This is a genomic window from Salarchaeum sp. JOR-1 (assembly GCF_007833275.1).
Classification (GTDB): Archaea; Halobacteriota; Halobacteria; order Halobacteriales; family Halobacteriaceae; genus Salarchaeum.
Genome location: NZ_CP042241.1, coordinates 359,171 through 381,960, shown reverse-complemented (window position 1 = coordinate 381,960; position 22,790 = coordinate 359,171). Strand labels below are relative to the sequence as shown.

Genomic DNA, 22,790 nt, shown 5'->3' with positions numbered 1-22,790 from the left:
TAGCGGGGGAGTGGCTGTTAGCGCCCATCGAGACACCAGGCGAGGCGGGCTTCGCGCTCCCCGACACGGACGCCGCGCTGGGTTCGGTGGACTGGTACTGCTGGGAGTCGTCGGTTTCCAACGCGTTCGCGAAAGAAGGGCGGCGTCAGTCAGCTATTCGACTCGGACTGTCGGGGTCGAAACCGTCGAGCCGGATTCCGTGTCGATAATCTGGACGGTGAGCGTCTCGCCCGAACTCACGTTACCGGTCTGTTCCGTGAGCGTGAGCTGGTCGCCTGCATCGAAGGAATCGTCTCCGAGCGGGCCGCTCGAGATGTTTAGGTTGCTATCTCCCCCGGTTTCCCAGTGTTCGCCCGTGGCGTTCCACGTGATGTCCGCTATCTGTGCGCCACTTTCGTTGCTCACCGTGATACGGAGGTTGGACTGCGCGATCGAATCGCCCTGCTGGTGGTTAAGGTACAGAACGGCCTGATTCGATGTGCCGTTCAGTTGAACACCCGCGTCGGTAGCCCCGATGGATGCGGTGGGTGCGGTGTTCTGGATGTCTTGGCCGAGGTTGAGGACGAACGCGCCGATGACGGCCGCCAGAATAACCGTGATAGCGACCATGAGAATGACCCCGATAACGGGGCTAACGCCGCGTTCGTCGGCGTCGATGGATGGAATACTCAGTTTCATTGTGGTTGACACCGAGAGCACCACAACACCCATAGTGACGTAGTCCGGAAACTCGGGTGGAGATCAGGTGGTGTCGTGGTTCTCCCGCGTGCGTACCGAATAGTACCATCTAGTGGCACTTAAAGGCAGTCGCTATACGTGTGTAAACGCGGGTGAAAGCGTCTGACGCACGACTGCCACTGTTCGTGGGTCGCGAACGCGGCGGGCGCCACGCTCTTGCTGACCGAGTTGTAACGACCAATTCCGGAGCGACGTATCTTCCGGACGGATGGGTTCTGGGCTTCGCGTTGGCGGTTGCTGGAGCGCGCCGCACCGTCCGGCTGTTGTCTCTGGCCGTCTGTGCACTGTTTTGAGCGCCGCAGTCGCCGTTGAGGCCGTCTCCACGTGCCGCCGTGCTGGCGTAGACGGGGTCGCTGCCGTCGGGGCGTGGGCCGGAGTCGGGTAGCCAGGCGGGTGTTCCCGCGTCGCTGAACTCTCGTAGCGCCGCCTGGGGTGGTTTCGTGTCCCGGTACGCTTTACCGGTCGGTCGTGTATACTGTGGGTATGAGTCAGTTCGACCGGGCCGCGCGCGAGGACGAGGCGGGCGCGGACGGCACGGAAGAGGCCAGCGGGAACGGTGGGGTGGCGACGCCGCGGACGGAGGAGCGCATCCCGCCCGCGGACGTGTTCTCGGTGCTGGGGAACGACACGCGCGTGGACATCCTGCAGGCGTTGCTGGAACTCGGCGCGGACGAGGAGCCCGTGAGTTTCACCGACCTGTTCGATCGCGTGGACATCGACGACAGCGCGAACTTCAACTACCACCTCCGGAAGCTCACCGGGCACTTCGTGAAGCAGGCGGAGGACGGCTACGCGTTCCGCTATCCGGGTAGGAAGGTCGTGAGCGCCATCTTCACGGGGACGCTGACGGAGCGCGCACAACTCGGATTCTTCCCGGTCACGGGGTCGTGTTACGACTGCGACGCGAGCCTGCACGGCTGGTACGTGGACGACACGCTCACCGTCGGGTGCACTGAGTGCGGCACCATCCAGGTGAGTTATCCGTTCCCCTCCGGCGGACTTGACGACCGGACGACGGACGACCTGATGCAGGCGTTCCACCACTACGTTCGCCACCACTACTGCCTCGCCGCGGACGGCGTCTGCCCCGAGTGCACGGGCAGCGTCGACACCAGCCTCGTCCGCGACCCCGACCGCGACGCCCTCGACGTCGCCGTCCGCCACGGCTGCTCGCGCTGCGGCTACCAGCTCCAATCCACCGTCGGCGTCACCCTCCTCGACGACGCGAACGTCCTCGTCTTCCACTCCGAGCGCGGCGTCGACCTCAACACCGAGCCATTCTGGCACTTCGACTGGTGCGTGAGCGACCGGCACACCGAAGTCGTCTCCGAAGACCCCCTCGAGGTCGAACTCACGCTCGAATGCGGCGGCGACGAACTCCGCGTGCTCGTGGACGACGAGGTCACGGTCACCGACACCGCCGTCGTCGAACACCTCTCCAACTGACTGCTGTACGCGTCTGCAGAAAGCGCTCTTCTCCCGCCCGGCCCACTGTTCGAGCATGACGTATCAGCGTCGTCACGCACGCACCGCTCTCGAACAGGCCGCGCTCGGAGGTGGGGCGTGATGGTGGACGCGGACGCCTTCCGCACCGTCCTCGGGAACTTCGCGACGGGCGTCACCGTCGTCACCCTCCCCGGCGAGGAGCCACACGGCATCACCGTCAACGCCTTCGCCAGCCTCAGCCTCGATCCGCCCGTCGTCCTCGTCTCCCTCGACCACGGCACCGAAGCCCACCGCATCCTCCAGAAGACCGACACCGACAGCTACGCCGTCAACATCCTCACCACCGACCAGCGCGGCCTCGCCGAACACTTCGCGGGCATGAGCGAGGGCGGCGACCCCTTCACCGAGGAGGAGACGACCACCGAGGCCACCGGCGCACCCGTCTTCGAGGACGCGCTCGCCGCCGTGGACTGCACGCTTCACGACACGTTCACCGTCGGCGACCACACCATCTACGCCGGCCGCGCGGAACACGCCGCCGTCCGCGACGAGAACGCTGCCCCGCTCACGTTCCATCGGGGCGACTGGGGAACCATCACTGGCGAGCCGTTCGACGACTAACCCACCGCTCAGCTCCTTCTACGCGTCCGCGTTGCTATTCGGGACGTCGAGACGGGTGGAACCCGGCTGGGGTTCCGAAAAGGTGCCAACCGTGGGCCGACTGTCACCGCGGGCGGACTGGCGTCCGTTTATTCGAAGCGCTCGACTGCGTCCGCGAACCGGCTCGCGGGCTCCTCCCAGTCGACGACGTCGAAGAAGTTACTGATGAAGTCGCCGCGGTCAGGGCCATAATCGTAGTAGTAGGAGTGCTCCCAGACGTCGAGCGCGAGGATGGGATGCGCGCCCCAGAGCGCGCCCTGGTCGTGCTTGTCCACCACCAGGTTACGCAGCTGGTTGGAGTGGCTGTCGTAGACGAGGAGTGCCCAGCCGCCGGCGGCGGACGCCGCGGCCTCGAACTCGCCCTTCCACGCCTCGTAGGAGCCGAAGTCCTCCTCGATGCGGTCTCGGAGGTCGCCCTCGGGCTCGTCGCCGCCCTCGGGGCTCATCGACTCCCAGAACAGCGTGTGGAGCACGTGCCCGCTCCCGTTGTGGGTGACGTTGCGGATGGCGGCCGCGGAGCTGGAGAAGTCGCCGTCCTCGCGGTTTGCTTCGAGCGTTTCTTCGGCGCTGTTCCAGCCGTTCACGTAGCCCTGGTGGTGGGTGTCGTGATGCCACGTGAGCACTTGCTCGCTGATGTGCGGTTCGAGCGCGTCGTACTCGTACGGCAGCGCGGGAAGTTCGTAGTCGCTCATAATGCGTCCCATTCTACCGTCGCCACGAGTATCAACGTTCTCTGTAGCGCGTTCAAGTACGAAAACCAACAATTCTCAAACCGTGCTGCAGCGGCTCCTCAGAACCTAATACGTGATGACTGGAAACAATGGTTCTGTAGACATCACTTTTTAGCTTCCGGCTACGTGATGCTTATCAGTATTGGGTGGGTTCGTTTCGGTATGTCTACTGACGACCCCGAGCGACGGCCCGAACCGGTCGCCGGACACACCGTCCAGCACGGAACGGGCGTGAACTCGAACCGCGCGTTCCCGACGAACAACTACCCGCACAACCTCGACCCCTTCGTGCTGTTCGAGCGGTTCTACATCGACCCGGACAAGGGGTTTCCGATGCACCCGCACAAGGGGTTCGAAATCGTCTCCTACATGATAGACGGCGGGATGGAACACGAGGACTCCCTCGGCGTCAGCCACACCGCCTACGAGAACGAAGCGATGCGCATCACCACCGGCGGCGGCATCGAACACTCCGAGTTCCCCGCCGACGGCGGCGCCTGTAACGGCCTCCAACTCTGGGTGAACCTCCCGCGCGAGAAGAAGGACATCGACGCCGACTACGAGGACGCAGATCAGAGCGACCTCCCCACCGACGAACGCGAGGGCGCGACCGTCACGACCGTCGTCGGCGACGGCTCCCCGCTCAGCCTCCACACCGACATGGAGTACCTCGACGTGCGCGTCACGGACGAGTGGACGTGGAGCGTGCCCGACGACTGGGCCGGCTTCCTCTACGGCGTCGACGGCGACGGAACTGTCGACGGCGACGACTTCGCGGACGGCGACGCGTTCCCCACTACGACCGGCGGCGACTACCACGTCGAAACCGACGACGGCCTCCGACTCGTCGCTGTCTCCGGCGAATCCCACCGCCAGCCCATCCGCCAGCAGGGCCCGTTCGTCTTCTAACCGATCCGACCCTACATTCTATACTCGCGCCGCCCAATACTCGCGTCGTGAACGAGGTCGAGTGGTACGCCGTCACGCCGCCCTGCAGTCACGACGAACTCCTCGCCGCCGTCCGCGTGTACGCCCGCGACCTCGTCTCCCACCACGACCTCTCCGTCGACGTCTCCGACCTGCAGTGGTCGGTGAGCACGCGCGCGAAGCGCCGCGCCGGCCTCCTCCGCTACCGCGACGACACACCCCTGGAAGTACGGCTCGCGTGGCGGCTCTTCGAGAGCCAGGGCTGGCACGCCGTCGCCAGCACCGTCCGAATCGCACCGGACGCGCCGAACGCGCGGCCGAGGTGGCGACCCCACTCCATCGCGGTGACGCGCTCCGCCGCGCTCCCGTCGAGCGACGTGAGGTACGGCGACGCGTCCCGGCGTACTCGTCCGTCAGACATACGTTATTCCCTCTTTCGCGCCCCGTCTTATTGGTTTTCCGGCCGGGTTACACAATCCTTATGCGTCGTTTCGACTAGTTACATGTAATGTTAGACTTCGTTGGTCTGGAGGAAGACCTCTCAGCAGAGGAGCGGATGATCAGGGACACCGCCCGCGACTTCGTCGAATCCGAGATCAAGCCGGACATCGGCGAGCACTTCATCGAGGGTACGTTCCCCACGGATATCATCCCGAAGATGGGCGAGATGGGCTTTTTCGCCCCGAACCTCGACGGCTACGGGCTCCCCGGCGTCTCCGAGACCGCGTACGGCCTCCTCATGCAGGAGCTCGAAGCCGGTGACTCCGGGCTTCGCTCGATGGCGAGCGTGCAGGGCGCCCTCGTCATGTACCCGATTCACGCCTACGGCAGCGACGAGCAGAAAGAAGAGTGGCTGCCCGCGATGGGGCGCGGCGAAGCCGTCGGCTGCTTCGGCCTCACCGAACCCCAGCACGGCTCGAACCCGTCCGGGATGGAGACGCACGCGGAGAAGCGCGGCGACGAGTACGTGCTGAACGGCGCGAAGACCTGGATCACGAACTCGCCGATCGCCGACGTTGCCGTCGTGTGGGCGAAAGACCGCTCGGACGACGACACCGTCCGCGGGTTCCTCGTCGAGACCGACCGCGAGGGCGTGACGACGAACAAGCTCGACGAGAAGCTCAGCCTTCGCGCGTCCATCACGGGCGAAATCGGCCTGAACGACGTGGTCGTCCCCGAGGAGAACGTCCTCCCCGGCGTCGAAGGCATGAAGGGCCCGCTCTCGTGTCTCACGCAGGCGCGCTACGGCATCGCCTGGGGCGTCATCGGCGCGGCGCGCGACGCCTTCGAGGAGGCCCGCGAGTACGCGAAGGGCCGCGAGCAGTTCGGCAAACCCATCGCGGGCTTCCAGCTCCAGCAGCAGAAGCTCGCCGAACAGGCGACCCAGATCACCACGGCACAGCTGCTCGCGCACCGGCTCGCCGACCTGAAGGAGCGCGGCGACCTCGAACCCGCACACGTCTCGATGGCGAAGCGGAACAACGTCCGGATGGCGCGCGACATGAGCCGCGTCGCCCGCGAGATGCTCGGCGGGAACGGCATCAGCGCCGACTACTCGCCGATGCGGCACATGGCGAACATGGAAACCGTCTACACGTACGAGGGCACGCACGACATCCACACGCTCGTGCTCGGCCAGGAACTCACCGGGATTCAGGCGTTCCAGTAGACGCACGGAAGCCTTTTTGACCGCGTACGGGGTAGCCAGACGCACATGCACGATTTCTCCGAGTCTGGTTCCCGATGACCGACAGCGTCACCGACCGCCTGAACGGCGACCTCCCCATGCGGGACGCCGACTCGGTCGCCGCCGACATCGACGCCGACGCGACCGTGCTCACGAGCGGGTTCGGGAGCGTCGGCTACCCGAAACTGGTGCCGCTCGCGCTCGCGGACTCCGACCGCGACCTCGCCCTCACGCTCGTCTCCAGCGGGAACGTCGGCGACGAGATCGACGTCGATCTCGTCGAATCGGGCGCTATCGCTCGCCGGTTCACCTACCAGTCATCGGCGGTCGCGCGCGCCGCGACGAACCGCCGCGACATCGCGTTCAGCGACCGGAACGCGTCCTCCATGGGCGACGACGTGCAGTACCGCGGCATCGCCGATCCCGACATCTGCGTCGTCGAGGCCGTCGCGGTCGGCTCGGACTGGTTCGTTCCGTCCACGTCCCTCGGCCAGGTGCCGGCGTTCGTCGAGGCCGCTGACGAACTCGTCGTCGAAGTCAACTCGGCGCAGCCGCTCGAACTGCAGGCGCTCCACGACGTCTACCGGCCGGACGCGCCACCGAACCGCGACCCCGTTCCGCTCACCGACCCCGGGGAGCGCATCGGAACCACGCGCGTCGCGTTCGACCCCGAGAAACTCAGCGCCGTCGTGGAGTCCGACCGCCCCGACGACACCTACACGTTCCGCGACCCCACGGAGGACGACCTCGCCATCGCCGAGAACCTCGGCGACTTCCTCACCCGGGAGATGGAGCGCTCGCCCGTCTTCGAGGAGTCCATCCACCTCCAGTTCGGCGTCGGCAGCCTCGGGAACGCCCTCATGGGCGAACTGAAGGAGCTCGACTTCGGCGGCCGCGACGTGGTGTACTTCGGCGAACTCATCCAGGACGGCCTGTTCGATATGCTTGACGAGGGCCGCCTCGAAGCCGCGAGCGCCACTTCGCTCGCGCTCACCACCGAGGGCCAGCAACGCCTCTTCGACGACGTGGAACGCTACGCCGCGGACATCGTCCTCCGGCCCGCGGACATCTCCAACCACCCCGGTCTCATCGACCAGTTCGGCGTCGTCGGCGTGAACAGCGCCATCGAGTTCGACATCTACGGGAACGTGAACTCCACGCACGTCGACGGCAGCCGCATGATAAACGGCGTCGGCGGGAGCGCGGACTTCAACCGGAACAGCCTCGTCTCTGTCTGCGCGCTCCCCTCCACGATCAAGGACGGCGAGATCTCGCGCGTGGTGCCGATGGCGTTCCACGTCGACCACACCGAACACGACATCGACGTGTTCGTCACCGAACAGGGCGTCGCCGACGTGCGCGGCCTCGCGCCCGTCGAACGCGCTGAACGCATCATCGAGAACTGCGCGCACCCCGCGTTCGTCGACGACCTCCGCGACTACCTCGAGGACGTGAAGACGCAGGACGCTCACATCCCGATGGACGTGGAGCGCGCCGCGAACTGGCAGTAAGGAGAAACGGCGTTTTTTAGCCGAGGTAGAGGACGAGCCACCAGACGTAGCCGATGGCGAGTCCGAGACCGAGCACGAGCTCCAGCACGCTCGTATAGGCGTTCCCCCAGGTCTTCCGGAACTCCTGAATCCGCTGAATCGGCATCCAGAACGGTTTCAGGGGTTCGGGGAGAACCTCACCGAGGCCGCCCACGTCGGTCGTGTCGACCTGGTCTTCGGGGTCTTCGCGGCGTTCACTCATTGTGCATCACCCATCGTGGGCTTCTCCATGTCCCCGTACAGCATCTTCTCACCGAAGAACACCGCCGCGAACACGGCGATGCCGGCGAGCTTCACGATGTCGTTCGGGTACACCATCACGACGACGCCGAGGACGGACAGTCCGACCCGGGCGAGTATGGTCTGCCAGAACCCGAGCGTGAACGGGTAGTTCAGGCCGTAGATGATGGCGATTGCGCCGAGCAGCACGAGCAGGCCGACCCAGACGGTCGTCAGCCCGAGCGAGAACGACACGAGCGAGGGGTTGAACGCGAACGCGACTGGCAGGACGAACAGCGGCGCGGAGATCTTGATGGCCGAGCCGCACGTCCGCCAGAAGTTCGCCTCCGCGATACCGGCCGCGACGACGGCCGCGGTCGCGACCGGTGGCGTGATTCCCGCGAGGATGGCCGCGTAGAACACCGTGTAGTGCGAGGCGATCTGGGGGATGTCGAAGTTGTTCGTCAGCGCCGGTGCGATGAGCACGGAGACGATGACGTACGCCGCCGCGGTGGGCATGCCGACGCCCATCAGGATGCTCACGGCCATCGCGAGCAGGACGGCGAAGAGCAGCACGCCGCCCGAGATGCCCATGATCATGATCGCCATCTTGCTCGGGACGCCGGTCACCTGGAGGATGCCGACGACGCCGCTGACGGCGACGAGGATGATGGCGATCGGAGCGAGGATCACCGCGCCGCGACGGAAGCCGTGCACGGTGTTCCAGAACTGATTCGCGAACTCCTTTCCGGGCGAGTCCCCGGTAATCGCGGAGCGCACGACCGGGAGGAAGACGCCGAACCCGACCATCGAGAAGATTGTCCACATCGCGGACGTCGTCACCGTGTACTGGAGGACGCCGAGCAGGCCGATGAGGACGAGGAACGGCACGCCGAACCGAACGGTCTCGATGACCTTGTCAGTCGTCGTGAGCGCGTCGTCGAAGAAGTTCTCGAAGTCCATGTTCTGGGTGCTCTGGTCGCTGATCGCCGTGTAGTGGACGGCGATGCTGATACACGCGACCAGGATGGCGGCCGGGACGAGGCCGGCGACGACGATGTTGATGTAGCCGGTCTGGAGCGTCGACGCCATGATGAACGCGGACGCGCCCATGACCGGCGGCAGCACCTGGCCGGACGTGGACGCGACCGCTTCGATAGCGGCGGCGCGGTGACCGGCCATTCCGGACTCCTTCATCGTCGGGATGCTGAACGACCCGGTCATCGCGGCGTTCGCGGTGTACGAGCCGTTGATCGAACCGATGATTGCGGACGCGAGCACGGCGGTCTGCGCGACGCCGGACTCGATGTACTGCGCCGACTGGATCGCCACGCGAAGGATGAGGTCGAACGCGCCGTACGCGAACAGGAGGCCCGCGTACAGGAGGAACGGCGCGATCCAGGACGCGGTGAGCTGCGTCAGGCTCCCGTAGAACCCGCCGAGGTCGGTCACGAGGGTCTGCAGGAGCGTGAGCTGATCCATGCCGCCGTGGCTGATGATGAGGCTGTCCGCGATGTAGTTGCCGTACAGCCCGTACAGTATCATCCCGCCGACGAGCCCGAGGAAGAGGTTCCCGAACTCGCGCCACGTGAGGTAGAGGATTGAGAGGATGATAAGGCGCGCGAGCATGTACTGGTGCTCGGTCGCGTAGCCCTGCTGCTGGAGGTAGACGAGCTCGAAGTTCGTGGCGAAGAAGACGGCGGCGCTGATGAGGATGATCGAGGACGGAAGGAGGACGATGCCGTCTATCCAGTCCCGTTCCTCGACCGCTTCCTTCGTCTCGTTCAACGCGTAGACCGTCATGATCCCGCCGACGAAGACGACGCCGTACTGAACCGTGGACGGAAGAAAGCCTTCCGTGTACGACCGGTACAGGACGATCGCCCAGAACAACAGCGCGCTTACTGTGACTGAAACGTCGAGCCCGCGGTTGACGATTGTGGTAGGTGAGGTTTGACTCGATTGCGTACTCATGTGTAGTGTTGGTAGTCTCGTGAATGCGGCTGAATCGCGAAAATGCGCGGTCGGCCCGCGCGTCGGTTAGGGATTCAGTCCCGCGAGGCGACTTCGAGGTCGTCGTTCCACGCGTCGTTGTCCTTGAAGTACTGTGCCGCGCCCGGGTGAACCGGGATTTGTGCACGTGCGGAGGTGAGCATGTCGCTCGTCGTCTGGAAGTTGTTGAACTGCGGCTCCGTCTCGTTGATGCTCTGGTTGAACTCCTCGACGATCCGGCAGAGTTCGTAGACGGCGTCGTCGCTCGCTGTCGGGTTGAACGTGTAGTTCACTTCGAGGTCCCACGTGAACACTTCGTTCGTGCCGATGTCCGCGTTGCCCATCGTCCAGTTCTCGTAGGAGATGGTGGACGTACCCGCACCGCCGTAGTTCTCCGCGGATTGCTTGAGGGCGTCCGTCGGCTCGACGTAGTGGACGTCGATTCGGGAGGCGATCTGGGTGACCCAGCCCGTGTAGCCCGCGCCGGGCGTCCCGTACGCGATACACGCGTCGATTTCGCCTTCCTCCATCGCGCCGGGGGCGTCCTCGACGCTGAGGTCGACGATGCTCATCTCGTTGAAGACGTCCTCGGTCGGCGGCTGCGACCAGACGTCGAGCGTCGTCGCGCGCGTCGAGTACCCGGGCTCTGCGGGGTAGACGTTCTTGCCGGCGAGGTCGTCGAACGTCTCGATGTTCGTGCCGTCACGCGCGATGATGTAGATGCTGTACGGGAAGGCGTAGAAGCCGTACCACGGGATGCTGTCCACCGGCTGCTCGGAGAACGTGCCGCGGCCTTCGAGCGCCTTGAGGAGCGAGTTGTTGTCCGTGATACCGGAGTTGAACTGGCCCTGATCCATCCGGCGGATGGTGCCGATGTAGCCGGGGCTTTCGATCGTCGCGTAGTCGAGGCTGTCACTGTGGTTCGACGCGGCCTGCTCGACCGCGAGGCCGACGTTCTTCGTACCGCCGGCAGACGTGCCGACGCGAAGCGTCATATCCCCGCTGCCGTCGCCCCCGCTCGTACACCCGGCAAGTCCGAGTGCGCCCATCGCTGCTGTCCCATACAGAAACTCCCGCCGTTTCATGCCATCATTCGACATAGTCGTCCGTAACACTCACAACCATATATAATAATCTGTTCCTTTCAGACTATTAGTGACGCGTACAGGGCCTAATAGGGTGATAATTAGTTATGTTTAAATAGTATCTATTCGCTCGTTATGACCGTCACCGGACGGTCAACGGAGAGCATCGTCGCCTGCGTCGTACTCCCGAACAGGAGCTTCCCGGTAGGGCTGCGCTTACGGGCGCTCATCACGATATTATCCACGTCCAACTCCTCCGCGACGGCTGGTACGACCTCCGCCGCCTCGCCCTCCTCGCGGCGCTTGGACACCTCGACACCGGCGTCCTCTAGATGGTCTACGGCGGCGTCGACGCTCGACGGGAAGCTCTCCCCGTGGGCGTCCGATATCTCGCCCTCGAACGCGCTGTCCGAGGAGACGTGACCCGCCTCGCCCGACACCTCGAAGTCCTCGAACACGTTCAGCACAACAACCGAAATCTCCTCGGCCGCGCTCGGGAAGTCGGTCACGACGTCCGCCGCCTGTTTCGCGCGCGCTTCGCTCTCACCGACCGGCAGCAACACTTCGTACATACGGAGAGCACTCGCCCCACTCGGTATAAAGATTCGGTGGCTCCGCGGCTCAGACGGCAACCCTTGCCGTGATACGCGTCTCTTTGTCCGGGTGGAGTCCGGTCGACGTATGCAGATAACCGAAGTGGAATCCTTCCCGATACAGATTCCACTGGAAACCCCGGTATCGTTCTCTAACCGAACCCTCACCTACCGCGACCACGCCATCACGTACGTCCGGACGGACGAGGGCCACGAGGGCGTCGGGTACTCCCTCGGCTACGACGGCGCGGGCCTCATCGCCGACGCCGTCAACGACCTCCTCGAACCCCTGCTCGTCGGCGAGGATCCCCGCGACACCGAGCGCCTCTGGCACGAGATGTACGACGGGAACGTCCAGATCGGCCGCCACGGCCTCTTCCTCCGCGCCATCTCCACCGTCGACATCGCGCTCTGGGACGTGAAGGCCAAAGCGGCCGGCGAACCCCTCTACAAGCTCCTCGGCGGACACGCGGACGCCGTCCCCTCGTACGGGAGCGGCGGCTACTACCGCGACGAGAAGGGCCACGAGGGCCTGCGCGCCGAGATGCGGCGGTACCTCGACAAGGGCCACGACGTGGTGAAGATGAAAGTCGGCCGGAAGTCCGTGCAGGAGGAGGAAGCCCGCGTCGCCGCCGTTCGCGACGAAATCGGCGACGACGTGACGCTGCTCCTCGACGGGAACGGCGTCTACCCGAACACCACGGAAGCCGTGCGCGCGTGCCGCGCGTTCGAACCCTACGACCCCTACTTCATCGAGGAACCGGTGATGATTGACCGCGTGGACACGATGGCCGAGGTGAACGACGCGCTCTCCTACCCGGTCGCCACCGGCGAACTCGAGGGCACCCGCCACCAGTTCGCGAACCTCGTCGACTCCGGCGCGGCGACCATCCTCCAGCCCGACGTGACCGTCTGCGGCGGCATCACGGAGTGGCTGAAGATAGCGCACTACGCGTCCGCCTACGACGTCCCCATCGCCCCCCACTACAACTGGAACATCCACGCCAGCCTCCTCGGCGCGATCGAGAACGGCCTCTGGATCGAGTACTTCTATCGGGACATGGACGTGAAGGTGTTCGACGACGTGGTCGAGGAACCGCTCGCGCCAGACGACGACGGCATGATTCCGCTCCCCGACCAGCCCGGCCACGGCGTGCCGCTCGACAAGGACGCCCTCGCGGAGTACCGCCTATGAGGGACTACTCCCTCCGGACCACGCGGCCTGCCGTCCGTGACGTGGAAATCACGGACATCACGACCGCGGTCGTCGAGGGGAACTTCGAGTGGAACCTCGTCAAAATCGAGACCGACGCCGGCGTCACCGGCATCGGGGAGTCCTACCGGGGCGGCGGCGTCCCCGAGATAATCGAGTACACGAAGCGCTTCCTCGTCGGCGAGAACCCGCTCGACGTGGAACGCCTCACCCGCTACATCTTCCAGGAGATGAGCGGCCACGGCGGCACCACGGGCAAGGTCGTCACCGCCGCCTCCGGTATCGAGGTAGCGCTCTGGGACGCGGCCGGGAAACTCCTCGACCTCCCGGTCTACCAGCTCCTCGGCTCGAAGTACCGCGACGAAATCCGGATGTACTGCGACTGTCACGCCGGCGAGGCGTACGCCGTGGAGGACGGCGCGACCGCGTACGCCGAGGCCGACGCGTACTCCCCGGAGGCGTACGCCGCCGAAGCCCGCCGCGTCGTGGACATGGGATTCAGCGCGCTGAAGTTCGACCTCGACCTCCCCCGGGACAACGAACCGGATCCCTACAACGGCCGCCTCTCCAACACGGCGATTCGAGAGAAGCGCGACATCGTCGCCGCAGTCCGCGACGAGATCGGATACGACGTCGACCTCGCGTTCGACTGCCACTGGGACTACTCCGTGGAGAGCGCGAAGCGCCTCGCGTACGAACTGGAGGCGTTCGACCTGATGTGGCTCGAAGATCTCGTCCCCCCGGAGAACATGGACGCGCAGACCGAGGTGACGAAAGCCACCCGCACGCCGGTCGCCACCGGCGAGAACCGCTTCCGGGTGTTCGAGCTCACCGACCTCATCTACGACCACGGCGTCGACGTGCTCACGCCCGACCCGACCACGGTCGGCGGCCTCGCGGAGACCCTGCGGGTCGCCGACCGCGCGGAGGAGAACTACATGCCGGTCTCGCCGCACAACGTCTGCAGTCCCGTCGGCACGATGGCGTGCGTCCACCTCGCCGCCGCGATGCCGAACTTCGACGTGCTCGAGTTCCACGCGCTCGAAGTCGACTGGTGGGACGACCTCCACACCGGCGGCGACCTCATCGAGGACGGCTACATCGAGGTACCGGAAGAACCAGGGCTCGGCATCGAACTGGACGAGTCCGTGGTCGAAGCACACGCCCTCGACGGCACGACCGCGTTCTAAACCACGTCTCTATTCGAGCGATTTCAGCATTCCCTTGAGGTAGCCGACGGTGTAGGAGCGCCCGAGCGTGCTCCCGAACTCCCAGTCGGACTCACCCTCCATCAGGGGGACGTGGTCGGGCGTCATCACGCCGCCGAACCCGACGCGGTCGAGCGCCTCGACGACCTCGTACTCGTCGAAGTTCCCCGCGGGGTCGTCCACGAACGTCTCGTGGAACCGCGGAACCGTGCCGACGACGTCCCGGAAGTGCGCGTACACGATCTGGTCGCCGCCGAAGTGCTCGACGACGTCCACGAGGTCTTCGCCCATCTCGGACCAGCACCCCATCCCGAGTTTGAGGCCGTGGTTGTCGCTGGGATGGATGTCGAGCGCGCGCTCGAAGTTCTCGCGGTTCCGGAAGAGGAGGGGAATCCCGAACAGGCGTTCGACCGGGGGGTCGCTGGGGTGGACGCCGAGCGTCACGCCCGCGTCCTCCGCGATCGGCACGACCTCGTGCAGGAACGCCTCGTAGCGCTCCCACATCAGGTCCTCCGAGACGTCGCGTTCGACGTCGTCGTCCCGGTCGAGCTCGTGGAGGTCGTCCACGTCGTAGGCGGACGCGAGCGCGCCGCCCCGCACGGGGTGTTCGCGCGTGGTGCGCACCGCGCCGTCGGGCGGGTGGCCGCTGTACCCGAGGACGGGCACGCCGGCCGCGCCCATGTTCGTGATGGTCTCGGTGATGATGCCCGTGAGTTCGGCGCGCTCGTCGGCGTCGTCCGTCAGGAGTATCTCGTAGAGCGGGACGGGCATCTTCTCGACGGCGTACAGCCGGAGGTCGGCGCCGTTCGCGCGCGACTTCAGTTCCGCGAGGGCGTCCTCGCTCCACGCCTCGCCGAGCGGGAGCGCGGACTCGAAGCCGGGGTGGCGGTGGGGCGTGAGGAGGATGTCGTCGACGCCGAGCTGGGCGGCGAACCGCAGGAAGTCGTCGGTCGCGGGTTTGTACGTGCCGATGGCGACCCGCATCTCGTCCGGGAACTCCGATGTCATTGTCACCCCCAACCACGGGTCGTTACTTAACCCTAGAGTTTCTCCTCGACCAGCCCCGCGATGTGGTCGCCGAACGGGAGCGAGGACGTGAGACCCGGGGAGACGGCGTTCAGGATGTGTACGGCGTCCTGTGTCTCCACGAACAGCGGGTCCTTCACGAGGTCGCCGTCGTCGCTCACGAGCTGGGCGCGGATGCCGGCGTAGCTCTTGTTCAGGTCGCGCTCCCGAATCTCGGGCACGAGCTTCTGGGAGGCCGCCGCGAACTTCTCCTTCCGGTAGGACTTGTTGAGTTCGTCCCACGCCACCCCGAGCATCATCGGGTCGGCGATGAGCTTCCAGAACCCGTCGTAGGTCAGCGTCTCCTTCAGGTCGGCGAGGTCGAAGTCCGTGTTCTCGTAGGCCTCGCGGCCGAACGCGAGCACGGCGTTCGGCCCGACGATGACCTTCCCGTCCGAGCGCCGCGTGTAGTGCACGCCGAGAAAGGGGAGGTCGGGGTCGGGCGTCGGGTAGATCATCGACTGACACAGCTCCGCGCGGTCGGGCGTGACCTCGTAGTACTCGCCGCGGAACGGCACGACCTGGTACTGTTCGCCGACGCCGAGCTGGTGGGCGAGCGTGTCCGCGTGCAGGCCCGCGGCGTTCACGAGCACGTCCGCGTCGATGTCGCTGTTCGACGTGGCGAGCCGGTAGCCCTCGCTCGTCTCGCGGACGCCCGTAACCTCGTGGCCGAGGTAGAGCGTCACGCCCTCACGCTGGACTTCGCGGCCGAGCGTGTACACGTACTGCTGGGAGTCGACGGACGCCGCTTCTGGCGCGCGGAGCGCGGCCTGCCCGACCGCGTGCGGCTCGTACTCCCGAATCTCCTCCTGGGAGTCGAGCAGCTCGTACTCGACGCCGTTCGCCTCCGCCTGCGCCGCGAGGTCGTCGAGCCTGGCTTCCTCGCTGTCGTCCGTCGCGACGACGAGCACGCCGAGTTCCTCGCAGGGGACGTCGTGCTCCGCGCAGTACTCCTTCATCCGCCGCGTGCCCTCGGTCGCGAACCGCGCCTTCTCGGACTCCGGCGGATAGTTGAATCCGGGGTGGAGGACGCCCGAGTTCCGGCCGGACTGGTGTTCCGCGAGGTGGTACTCCTTCTCCAGGACGGCGACGTCGAGGTCGGTGCGCTCCGCGAGGTGCTTCGCGACCGACAGCCCGACACAGCCGCCGCCGACGATTGCCACGTCGTGCGTCGTCATCACGTAGGCCTTCTCCGCCCCGGGTTTTGGTGTATCGTTTTCCGGCAGGGAGAGCGCGACTCCTCAATACCTAAGTCCCGGGAGGCTATCCTGTGCGTATGAACCTCGACATCGAGGGGAACGCGGCGCTCGTAACGGCATCCAGCAGCGGCCTCGGCCAGGCCTCCGCGAAGGCGCTCGCCCGCGAGGGCGCGAACGTCGTCGTGAACGGCCGCAGCGACGAATCCGTCGCGGACGGCGTCGAGGCCGTCGAGGAGGTCGCGACCGGCGACGTCGTCGGCGTGAAGGCCGACCTCACCGAGAAGGCGGACATCGAGAACCTCGTGCAGACGACGGTGGACGAGTTCGGCGGGCTGGATCACCTCGTCACGTCCGCCGGCGGCCCGCCGTCCGGCCCCTTCCTCGACACCACCGACGAGGACTGGTACGACGCCTACGACCTCCTCGTCATGAGCGTCGTCCGCACCGTCCGCGAAGCCGCAGACCACCTTCAGGCCGGCGACGGCGGCACAATCGTCAACATCACGTCCCGGAGCGTGAAGGAAGCCATCCCCTCACTCGTCCTCTCGAACTCCGTCCGCATGAGCGTCATCGGCCTCGAGAAGACGCTCTCCACGGAACTCGCGCCAGACGTTCGCGCGAACGCCGTCCTCCCGGGCCCCCACGAGACCTCGCGCATCCAGGAGCTCATCGAGCAGGGCGTCGAGCGCGGCGAGTACGACTCCTACGAACACGGCCTCGAAGAGCGCGGGAAGGCCAACCCGCTCGGCCGCATCGGCGACCCGATGGAACTCGGCGACACCGTCGCCTTCCTCTCCTCGCCGAAGTCCGGCTACATCAACGGCACCGCGGTTCCGATCGACGGCGGCGCGGGCAGTTCGAACCTCTAGGTTACGGGTTCCGTCATCTACTTATCGCAGCCCCGGGTTCGGTCTCGCATGGAGCCAGTCGACTTCGACGACGCGGAGACGTACGAGCCCGACGAGGGCTGGGGGCGGAAAGCGCTCGCCGGCAGCGACACGTTCAGCTTCGAGTGGTTCGAGAAGCCCGCGGGCCACAGTTCGCCGATGCACGACCACGAGAACGAACAGGTCTGCGTCTGCCTCGAAGGCGAACTCACCATCTACACCGAGGACGACTCCGTCACCCTCGACGAGTACGACTCCGTCCACCTCGACTCCTGGGAAGAACACCGCGTGGAGAACACGGGCGACGAGCGCGCCGTCGGCCTCGACGTGTTCGCGCCGGGCCGCAGTTTCGACTTCTGGACGGACCGCCAATGAAGTACCTCGCTCGCGCCGCGGACGGCACGCCCCTGCTCGGCGACGACGACGGCTTCGTCCCCCTGAACGCGACCGATCCCGCGCTCGAAACCGTCGCTGACGCGCTCGCGCAGGCGCCCGACGGCCTCCCGGATCCCGCGGACGCAACCGCCGAGCGTGTCGACGCGGACGACCTCGCGTTCGGCTTCCCGCTCGCCCAGCCCGGGAAACTCTGGGGTATCGGCCTGAACTACGCCGACCACGCCGACGACCTCGACGAGGTGCGCCCCGAGGAGCCCGCGAGCTTCATCAAGCCGCCGTCGGTCGCCGCCGGTCCCGACACGCCGATCCGCCTCCCGCCCGCCGACGTTACCGACCGCGTCACCGCCGAAGCCGAACTCGGCGTCGTGCTCGGCCGCACGTGCTCGAACGTCCCCGAAGACGCCTTCGAGCGCGTCGTCGCCGGGTTCGTTCCCGTCATCGACATGACCTCCGAGGACATCCTCGAACGCAACCCGCGCTTCCTCACGCGCGCCAAGTCCTTCGACACCTTCCTCGTCGCCGGCCCCTACGTCGCGGTTCCCGAGGACGTCTCCGAGCTCTTCGATCAGGTCGCCGTCCGCACCGTCGTGAACGACGAGGTCGTCTCGGAGAACACGCTCGACGGGATGCTGTTCACGCCGCCCGAACTCCTCACCTACCTCTCGCAGTCCACCACGTTCCAGCCCGGCGACGTCATCAGCACGGGCACCCCGGGTGCGGGCGTCATCGAGGACGGCGACACCGCGCGCGCCGAGGTCGACCCCATCGCCCACCTCGAAACCGACGTCGTCCGCCAGTAATCCACACCTTCTTCGTTCCGTCCCTCCTTCCCCCGCGTATGACTGGCGAAGCAGAACACGCGAGCGGCGAGAACGGCCCGCTGGACGGCGTGACCGTGCTCGACGCGTCCCGCGTGCTCGTCGGACCGTTCTGCACGATGCAACTCGGCGACCTCGGCGCTGACGTCGTGAAGATAGAGCGCCCGGGGACGGGCGACCAGACCCGGGGCTGGCACCCGCCGCGGTACGGCGACGCGGAGGAGTCCGCGTACTACATGAGCGTGAACCGGAACAAGCGCTCCGTCACGCTCGACCTCCAGAGCGAGGCGGGCCGCGAGGTGTTCCGCGACCTCGCCGCCGAGGCGGACGTGGTGGTGGAGAACTTCCGCGTCGGCGCGATGGAGGACTGGGAGCTCGGCTACGAGGATCTCCGCGAGGACAACCCCGAACTCGTCTACTGCGGGCTGTCCGGGTACGGCGAGTGGGGGCCGCAGAAAGACCGGCCCGCCTACGACATCATGATGCAGGCGGAGGGCGGGATGATGTCCATCACGGGCGAGGAGGGCGGCGCGCCCGTCCGGGTCGGCGTCGCCATCGCGGACATCGGCGCGGGAATGTACGCCGCGCAGGCCATCCTCGCGGCGCTCCTGGAGCGCGAACTCGGGGACGGAACCGGGCAGAAGATAGACGTGAGCCTGCTCGACGGGCAGGTCGCGTGGATGTCCTACATGGCGTCGAACTACTTCGCGACCGGCGAGTCCCCCGGCCGCATGGGCTCCAAGCACCCGACCATCGCGCCGTACCAGGCGTTCGAGACCGCGGACGGCTACGTGGTCGTCGCGTGCGCGAGCGAACACATCTGGCCGCGCTTCTGCGACGCCATCGGGCGCTCCGACCTCGCGGACGACCCCCGGTTCGCGGAGAACGCCGACCGCGTCGAGAACCGCGAGGAACTCGACGCAATCCTCGACGAGGAGTTCGCGGCGCTCGAAACCGCGGACGCCCTCGAAACCCTCCGCGAGCACGACGTGCCCGCGAGCGACGTGAAGGACATGGAAGCCGTCTTCGAGAACCCTCAGGTCGAGGCCCGCGGGATGCATCAGTCGGTGCCGCACCCGACCGCGGGCGAGGTCGAGATGCCGGGCAGCCCGATGCACTTCTCCCGCACGCCCACGAGCATCCGCCAGTACCCGCCCCGCCTCGGCGAACACACCGACGACGTGCTCGCGGAGTACGGGTTCACTGAGGCCGAACTCGCGGAACTCCGGGACGCCGGCGCGTTCGACTGACCGCCTGCCGCGACCGTCCGGCTTTACACCCCCCGGCGTGCAATGATGGCGTATGGCAATCGACCCCGCCGCCGACTCCCGGGCGGCGTACGACTACGCGAGCGAGGACGTGGAGCGCCCCGACCTCGTGGACGCGCTCTCCCGCGTCGTCGACGGCGACGTGCGCTTCGACACCTACACTCGCCAGCTGTACGCGACCGACGCGAGCGCGTACGAAGTCACTCCCATCGGCGTCGTCTTCCCCCAGCGCACGGCGGACGTGGAGGCGACCGTCTCCTACTGCGCCGACCACGACGTGCCCGTCCTCCCCCGCGGCGGCGGCACCAGCCTCGCCGGTCAGACCGTGAACGAGGCCGTCGTCCTCGACTTCTCGCGGTACATGGACTCCGCGCGGTCGGTCTCGCCCGACGACCGCCTGGTGACCGCACAGCCCGGAATCAAACTCGGCGACCTCAACGCCCGGCTCGCCGAGCACGGCCTGAAGTTCGCGCCCGACCCCGCGTGGGGCGATAAGTCCGCGCTCGGCGGCGCCATCGGGAACAACTCCTCGGGGTCGCACTCGCTCGTCTACGGGAAGACGGACGCGTACGTCGAGTCTCTGGAGGTCGTGCTCGCGGACGGCACGCGAACCACGTTCGGCCAGGTGTCCGTGGAGGAACTCCGCGAGCGCGCCGACCCCGACGGCGACCGCGAAGCCCAAATCTACGCCGAACTCGAGCGCATCCTCGACGAGGACAGCGAGGAAATCGACGCCCGGTACCCGGATATGAAGCGGAACGTCTCCGGGTACAACCTCGACTACGCGTTCCGGGACGCCGACCCGGACGGCGGCGTCGTGAACGTCGCCGCCCTCCTGGCGGGCAGCGAGGGAACCCTGGGCGTCATCACGGAGGCGACCGTCTCGCTCGAACCCGTGCCGGAGACGAAGGCCGTCGCGCTGTTCGCGTACGACGACCTCGTGGACGCCGTCTCGGACGTCGCGCCGATGCTCGAACACGACCCCGCTGCCGTCGAACTCGTCGACGACGTGCTGCTCGACCTCGCCGCCGACACCGAGGAGTTCGCGGACGTGGTCGGGATGCTCCCCGAAGGCACGGGCTCCGCGTTGCTCGTGGAGTTCTACGCCGACAGCGACGACCACGGAAAACAGCAGGTCGCCGACGTCGTCGCCGACCGCGCGCCCGGCACCGACACCGAGTTCGACGCGAGCGACGACCGCGCGACCGCCGACGCGCCCGTGTTCGCGACGCGCGCGATGGAAGCCCACGACGAGGAACAGCGAAGCCGGTTCTGGAAGATGCGGAAGGCCGGGATGCCGATTCTGCTTTCCCGCACTTCGGACGAGAAACACATCTCGTTCATCGAGGACTGCGCCGTTCCGCCCGAGCGCCTCCCCGAGTACGTCCAGGACTTCCAGGACGTGCTCGAAGCGCACGACACGTTCGCGTCCTTCTACGCGCACGCCGGCCCCGGCGTCCTGCACGTCCGCCCGCTCGTCAACACGAAAGCCATCGACGGCGCGGAGACGATGCAGTCCATCTCGGACGCCGTCACCGACCTCGTCGTCGAGTACGGCGGCAGCGTCTCCGGCGAGCACGGCGACGGCCGCGCGCGCACCCAGTGGAACAAGAAACTGTACGGCGACCGCCTCTGGCGCGCGTTCCGCGACCTCAAGTCCGCGTTCGACCCCGACTGGCTGCTCAACCCCGGCCAGGTATGTGGGTTCGACGACCCCGCGAGCGCCGAGTCAGCCGGTCTCCCCGAGCGCGCGACCGCCGTGTCGATGACGGAGAACCTCCGGTACGGCGCGGACTACGAGTTCGACGCGGGCTTCGAGCCGACGCTCTCCTGGGCGAACGAGAACGGCTTCCAGGGGATGGCGGATCTCTGCCACGGCTGCGGCGGCTGTCGCGGCAGCCAGGACACCACCGGCGGCGTGATGTGCCCGACGTACCGCGCCGCCGACGAGGAGATACAGGCGACCCGGGGGCGCGCGAACCTCCTCCGGCAGGCGATGAGCGGCGACCTCCCCGAGGACGAACAGTTCTCAGAGGAGTTCGTCACGGAAGTCCTCGACCTCTGCATCGGCTGCAAGGGCTGCTCGCGCGACTGCCCGAGCGAGGTGGACATGGCGAAGATGAAGGCCGAACTCACGCACGAACACCACCAGCGCGAGGGGGCGAGCGTCCGCTCGAAACTGTTCGCGGACATCGACGCGCTCTGCAAGCTCGGGAGCGCGACCGCGCCCGTCTCGAACCTCGCGACGAAACTCCCGGGCGCGCGCGAACTCGGCGAACGCGTCCTCGGCATCTCCAAATCGCGCACGCTCCCCTCCTTCACGCGGGAGACCTTCCGGGACTGGTTCGACGCGCGCGGCGGCAGTCGAGTCCCCGAAACCGACGCCGACCACGCGGTCGTCCTGGTGGCGGACACGTACTCGAACTACTGCACGCCCGCCCCCGCGAAAGCCGCCGTCCGCGTCCTCGAAGCGGCGGGCGTCCACGTCTCCGTCGCCGACCGCACCGACGTGGGACGGCCCGCCTTCTCGAAGGGCTTCCTTGACCGCTCCCGGGAGCGCGCCGAAGCCACCGTCGCGGAACTCGCGCCCGCCGTCGACGACGGGAAGGACGTCGTGCTCGTCGAACCGTCGGACGCCGTCATGCTCCAGTCCGACTACCGCGATCTCCTTGACGGCCCCGCGATGGAGCGCGTGAGCGACCACGCCTACGGCGTCCTCGAATACCTCGACCGCCACCGACTCGACGAGGAACTCGACCTCGCGGGCGACGGCAGCCTCGCCTACCACGGTCACTGCCACCAGAAATCCACGAAGAAAGACCACCACGCCGTCGGCGTGCTCCGCCGCGCCGGCTACCGCGTGAACGCCCTCGACTCCGGCTGCTGCGGGATGGCCGGCAGCTTCGGCTACGAGGCCGAACACCACTCGATGAGCATGGCCATCGGCGAACTCCTCGAAGACCAAGTGTCCGCGACCGACGTGGACGAGGTCGTCGCGCCCGGCGCGTCCTGCCGCACCCAACTCCACGACCTCCCCGACGCCCCCGACGACCCCCGGACGCCCGTCGAGGCGCTCGCGGACGCGCTCGGCCCCGACGCTTAATCTCC

At 66.8% G+C, this 22,790-nt stretch carries 21 protein-coding genes; 13 read left to right on the top strand and 8 right to left on the bottom strand.

Translation table 11 applies throughout. The features are described 5' to 3' along the window. Positions 1-153: 153 nt before the first annotated feature. Positions 154-678: a type IV pilin gene (locus FQU85_RS02935; protein WP_145844056.1), complete on the bottom strand. Its 525-nt coding sequence runs from the start codon at positions 676-678 to the stop codon at positions 154-156. A gap of 543 nt (positions 679-1,221) precedes the next feature. On the opposite strand from FQU85_RS02935, the gene FQU85_RS02930 reads away from it, so the two are divergent. After that, complete coding sequence (locus tag FQU85_RS02930; protein ID WP_145844055.1) at positions 1,222-2,184, top strand: helix-turn-helix domain-containing protein; 963 nt, start codon at positions 1,222-1,224, stop codon at positions 2,182-2,184. 120 nt (positions 2,185-2,304) lie between these two features. Further along, the gene (locus tag FQU85_RS02925) at positions 2,305-2,805 is read left to right on the top strand and encodes a flavin reductase family protein (protein ID WP_145844054.1); all 501 of its coding nucleotides are present in this window, start codon (positions 2,305-2,307) and stop codon (positions 2,803-2,805) included. Between the two features lie 128 nt (positions 2,806-2,933). On the opposite strand, the gene sod is transcribed toward FQU85_RS02925, so the two are convergent. Next, on the bottom strand, positions 2,934-3,536 hold the full coding sequence (gene sod / locus FQU85_RS02920) for a superoxide dismutase (RefSeq protein ID WP_145844053.1): 603 nt from the start codon (positions 3,534-3,536) through the stop codon (positions 2,934-2,936). Positions 3,537-3,737: 201 nt separating this feature from the next. Between sod and FQU85_RS02915 the strand changes: the two genes are divergently transcribed. The 4 genes from FQU85_RS02915 (at position 3,738) to FQU85_RS02900 (ending at position 7,700) form a co-directional block, all read left to right on the top strand. After that, positions 3,738-4,484, top strand: a complete 747-nt coding sequence (locus FQU85_RS02915) for a pirin family protein (RefSeq protein WP_145844052.1) — start codon at positions 3,738-3,740, stop codon at positions 4,482-4,484. A gap of 47 nt (positions 4,485-4,531) precedes the next feature. Continuing rightward, positions 4,532-5,011, top strand: a complete 480-nt coding sequence (locus FQU85_RS02910; RefSeq protein WP_145844051.1) for a hypothetical protein — start codon at positions 4,532-4,534, stop codon at positions 5,009-5,011. Continuing rightward, positions 5,011-6,171 (top strand): acyl-CoA dehydrogenase family protein, encoded by a 1,161-nt coding sequence (locus tag FQU85_RS02905; protein ID WP_145844050.1) that lies wholly within the window; start codon positions 5,011-5,013, stop codon positions 6,169-6,171. The genes FQU85_RS02910 and FQU85_RS02905 overlap by 1 nt, the downstream gene beginning before the upstream one ends. Positions 6,172-6,245: 74 nt before the next feature. Continuing rightward, the gene (locus tag FQU85_RS02900) at positions 6,246-7,700 is read left to right on the top strand and encodes an acetyl-CoA hydrolase/transferase C-terminal domain-containing protein (RefSeq protein ID WP_206022061.1); all 1,455 of its coding nucleotides are present in this window, start codon (positions 6,246-6,248) and stop codon (positions 7,698-7,700) included. A 16-nt stretch (positions 7,701-7,716) separates the two neighbouring features. Here the strand turns inward: FQU85_RS02900 and FQU85_RS02895 are convergent, their stop codons facing one another. The 4 genes from FQU85_RS02895 to FQU85_RS02880 all read right to left on the bottom strand — a co-directional run bounded on the left by FQU85_RS02895 (position 7,717) and on the right by FQU85_RS02880 (position 11,607). Then, positions 7,717-7,941 carry a hypothetical protein gene (locus FQU85_RS02895; protein WP_145844049.1) on the bottom strand — a complete coding sequence of 75 codons (225 nt, stop codon included), beginning with the start codon at positions 7,939-7,941 and terminating at the stop codon, positions 7,717-7,719. After that, positions 7,938-9,932: a TRAP transporter fused permease subunit gene (locus tag FQU85_RS02890; protein WP_145844048.1), complete on the bottom strand. Its 1,995-nt coding sequence runs from the start codon at positions 9,930-9,932 to the stop codon at positions 7,938-7,940. The genes FQU85_RS02895 and FQU85_RS02890 overlap by 4 nt, the downstream gene beginning before the upstream one ends. 74 nt (positions 9,933-10,006) lie before the next feature. After that, a complete protein-coding gene (locus FQU85_RS02885; protein WP_145844047.1) occupies positions 10,007-11,050 on the bottom strand; it encodes a TAXI family TRAP transporter solute-binding subunit in 1,044 nt (347 codons plus the stop codon). A gap of 107 nt (positions 11,051-11,157) precedes the next feature. Beyond that, the gene (locus tag FQU85_RS02880; protein WP_145844046.1) at positions 11,158-11,607 is read right to left on the bottom strand and encodes a universal stress protein; all 450 of its coding nucleotides are present in this window, start codon (positions 11,605-11,607) and stop codon (positions 11,158-11,160) included. Between the two features lie 109 nt (positions 11,608-11,716). Between FQU85_RS02880 and FQU85_RS02875 the strand changes: the two genes are divergently transcribed. Together FQU85_RS02875 and FQU85_RS02870 are read left to right on the top strand one after the other, a co-directional pair. Then, the gene (locus FQU85_RS02875) at positions 11,717-12,823 is read left to right on the top strand and encodes a mandelate racemase/muconate lactonizing enzyme family protein (RefSeq protein ID WP_145844045.1); all 1,107 of its coding nucleotides are present in this window, start codon (positions 11,717-11,719) and stop codon (positions 12,821-12,823) included. Continuing rightward, a complete protein-coding gene (locus FQU85_RS02870; RefSeq protein WP_145844044.1) occupies positions 12,820-14,031 on the top strand; it encodes a mandelate racemase/muconate lactonizing enzyme family protein in 1,212 nt (403 codons plus the stop codon). The genes FQU85_RS02875 and FQU85_RS02870 overlap by 4 nt, the downstream gene beginning before the upstream one ends. Positions 14,032-14,040: 9 nt before the next feature. Here FQU85_RS02870 and FQU85_RS02865 read toward each other — a convergent pair whose 3' ends face one another. Next, the gene (locus FQU85_RS02865) at positions 14,041-15,057 is read right to left on the bottom strand and encodes a mannonate dehydratase (RefSeq protein ID WP_145844043.1); all 1,017 of its coding nucleotides are present in this window, start codon (positions 15,055-15,057) and stop codon (positions 14,041-14,043) included. A 32-nt stretch (positions 15,058-15,089) separates the two neighbouring features. Next, the gene (gene lhgO, locus FQU85_RS02860; RefSeq protein WP_145844042.1) at positions 15,090-16,292 is read right to left on the bottom strand and encodes an L-2-hydroxyglutarate oxidase; all 1,203 of its coding nucleotides are present in this window, start codon (positions 16,290-16,292) and stop codon (positions 15,090-15,092) included. Between the two features lie 98 nt (positions 16,293-16,390). Between lhgO and FQU85_RS02855 the strand changes: the two genes are divergently transcribed. Genes FQU85_RS02855 through FQU85_RS02835 form a run of 5 tightly spaced genes read left to right on the top strand, consistent with a single transcriptional unit; the run spans position 16,391 to position 22,785 of the window. Then, a complete protein-coding gene (locus tag FQU85_RS02855) occupies positions 16,391-17,182 on the top strand; it encodes an SDR family oxidoreductase (RefSeq protein WP_145844041.1) in 792 nt (263 codons plus the stop codon). A gap of 48 nt (positions 17,183-17,230) precedes the next feature. Continuing rightward, entirely contained in the window at positions 17,231-17,575 is a 345-nt protein-coding gene (locus FQU85_RS02850) for a cupin domain-containing protein (protein ID WP_145844040.1), read from the top strand. Continuing rightward, the gene (locus tag FQU85_RS02845; RefSeq protein ID WP_145844039.1) at positions 17,572-18,396 is read left to right on the top strand and encodes a fumarylacetoacetate hydrolase family protein; all 825 of its coding nucleotides are present in this window, start codon (positions 17,572-17,574) and stop codon (positions 18,394-18,396) included. Before FQU85_RS02850 ends, FQU85_RS02845 begins: the two co-directional genes overlap by 4 nt. A 38-nt stretch (positions 18,397-18,434) precedes the next feature. After that, a complete protein-coding gene (locus tag FQU85_RS02840; RefSeq protein WP_145844038.1) occupies positions 18,435-19,664 on the top strand; it encodes a CaiB/BaiF CoA-transferase family protein in 1,230 nt (409 codons plus the stop codon). Between the two features lie 52 nt (positions 19,665-19,716). Next, positions 19,717-22,785: an FAD-binding and (Fe-S)-binding domain-containing protein gene (locus FQU85_RS02835; RefSeq protein WP_145844037.1), complete on the top strand. Its 3,069-nt coding sequence runs from the start codon at positions 19,717-19,719 to the stop codon at positions 22,783-22,785. Positions 22,786-22,790: the final 5 nt, after the last annotated feature.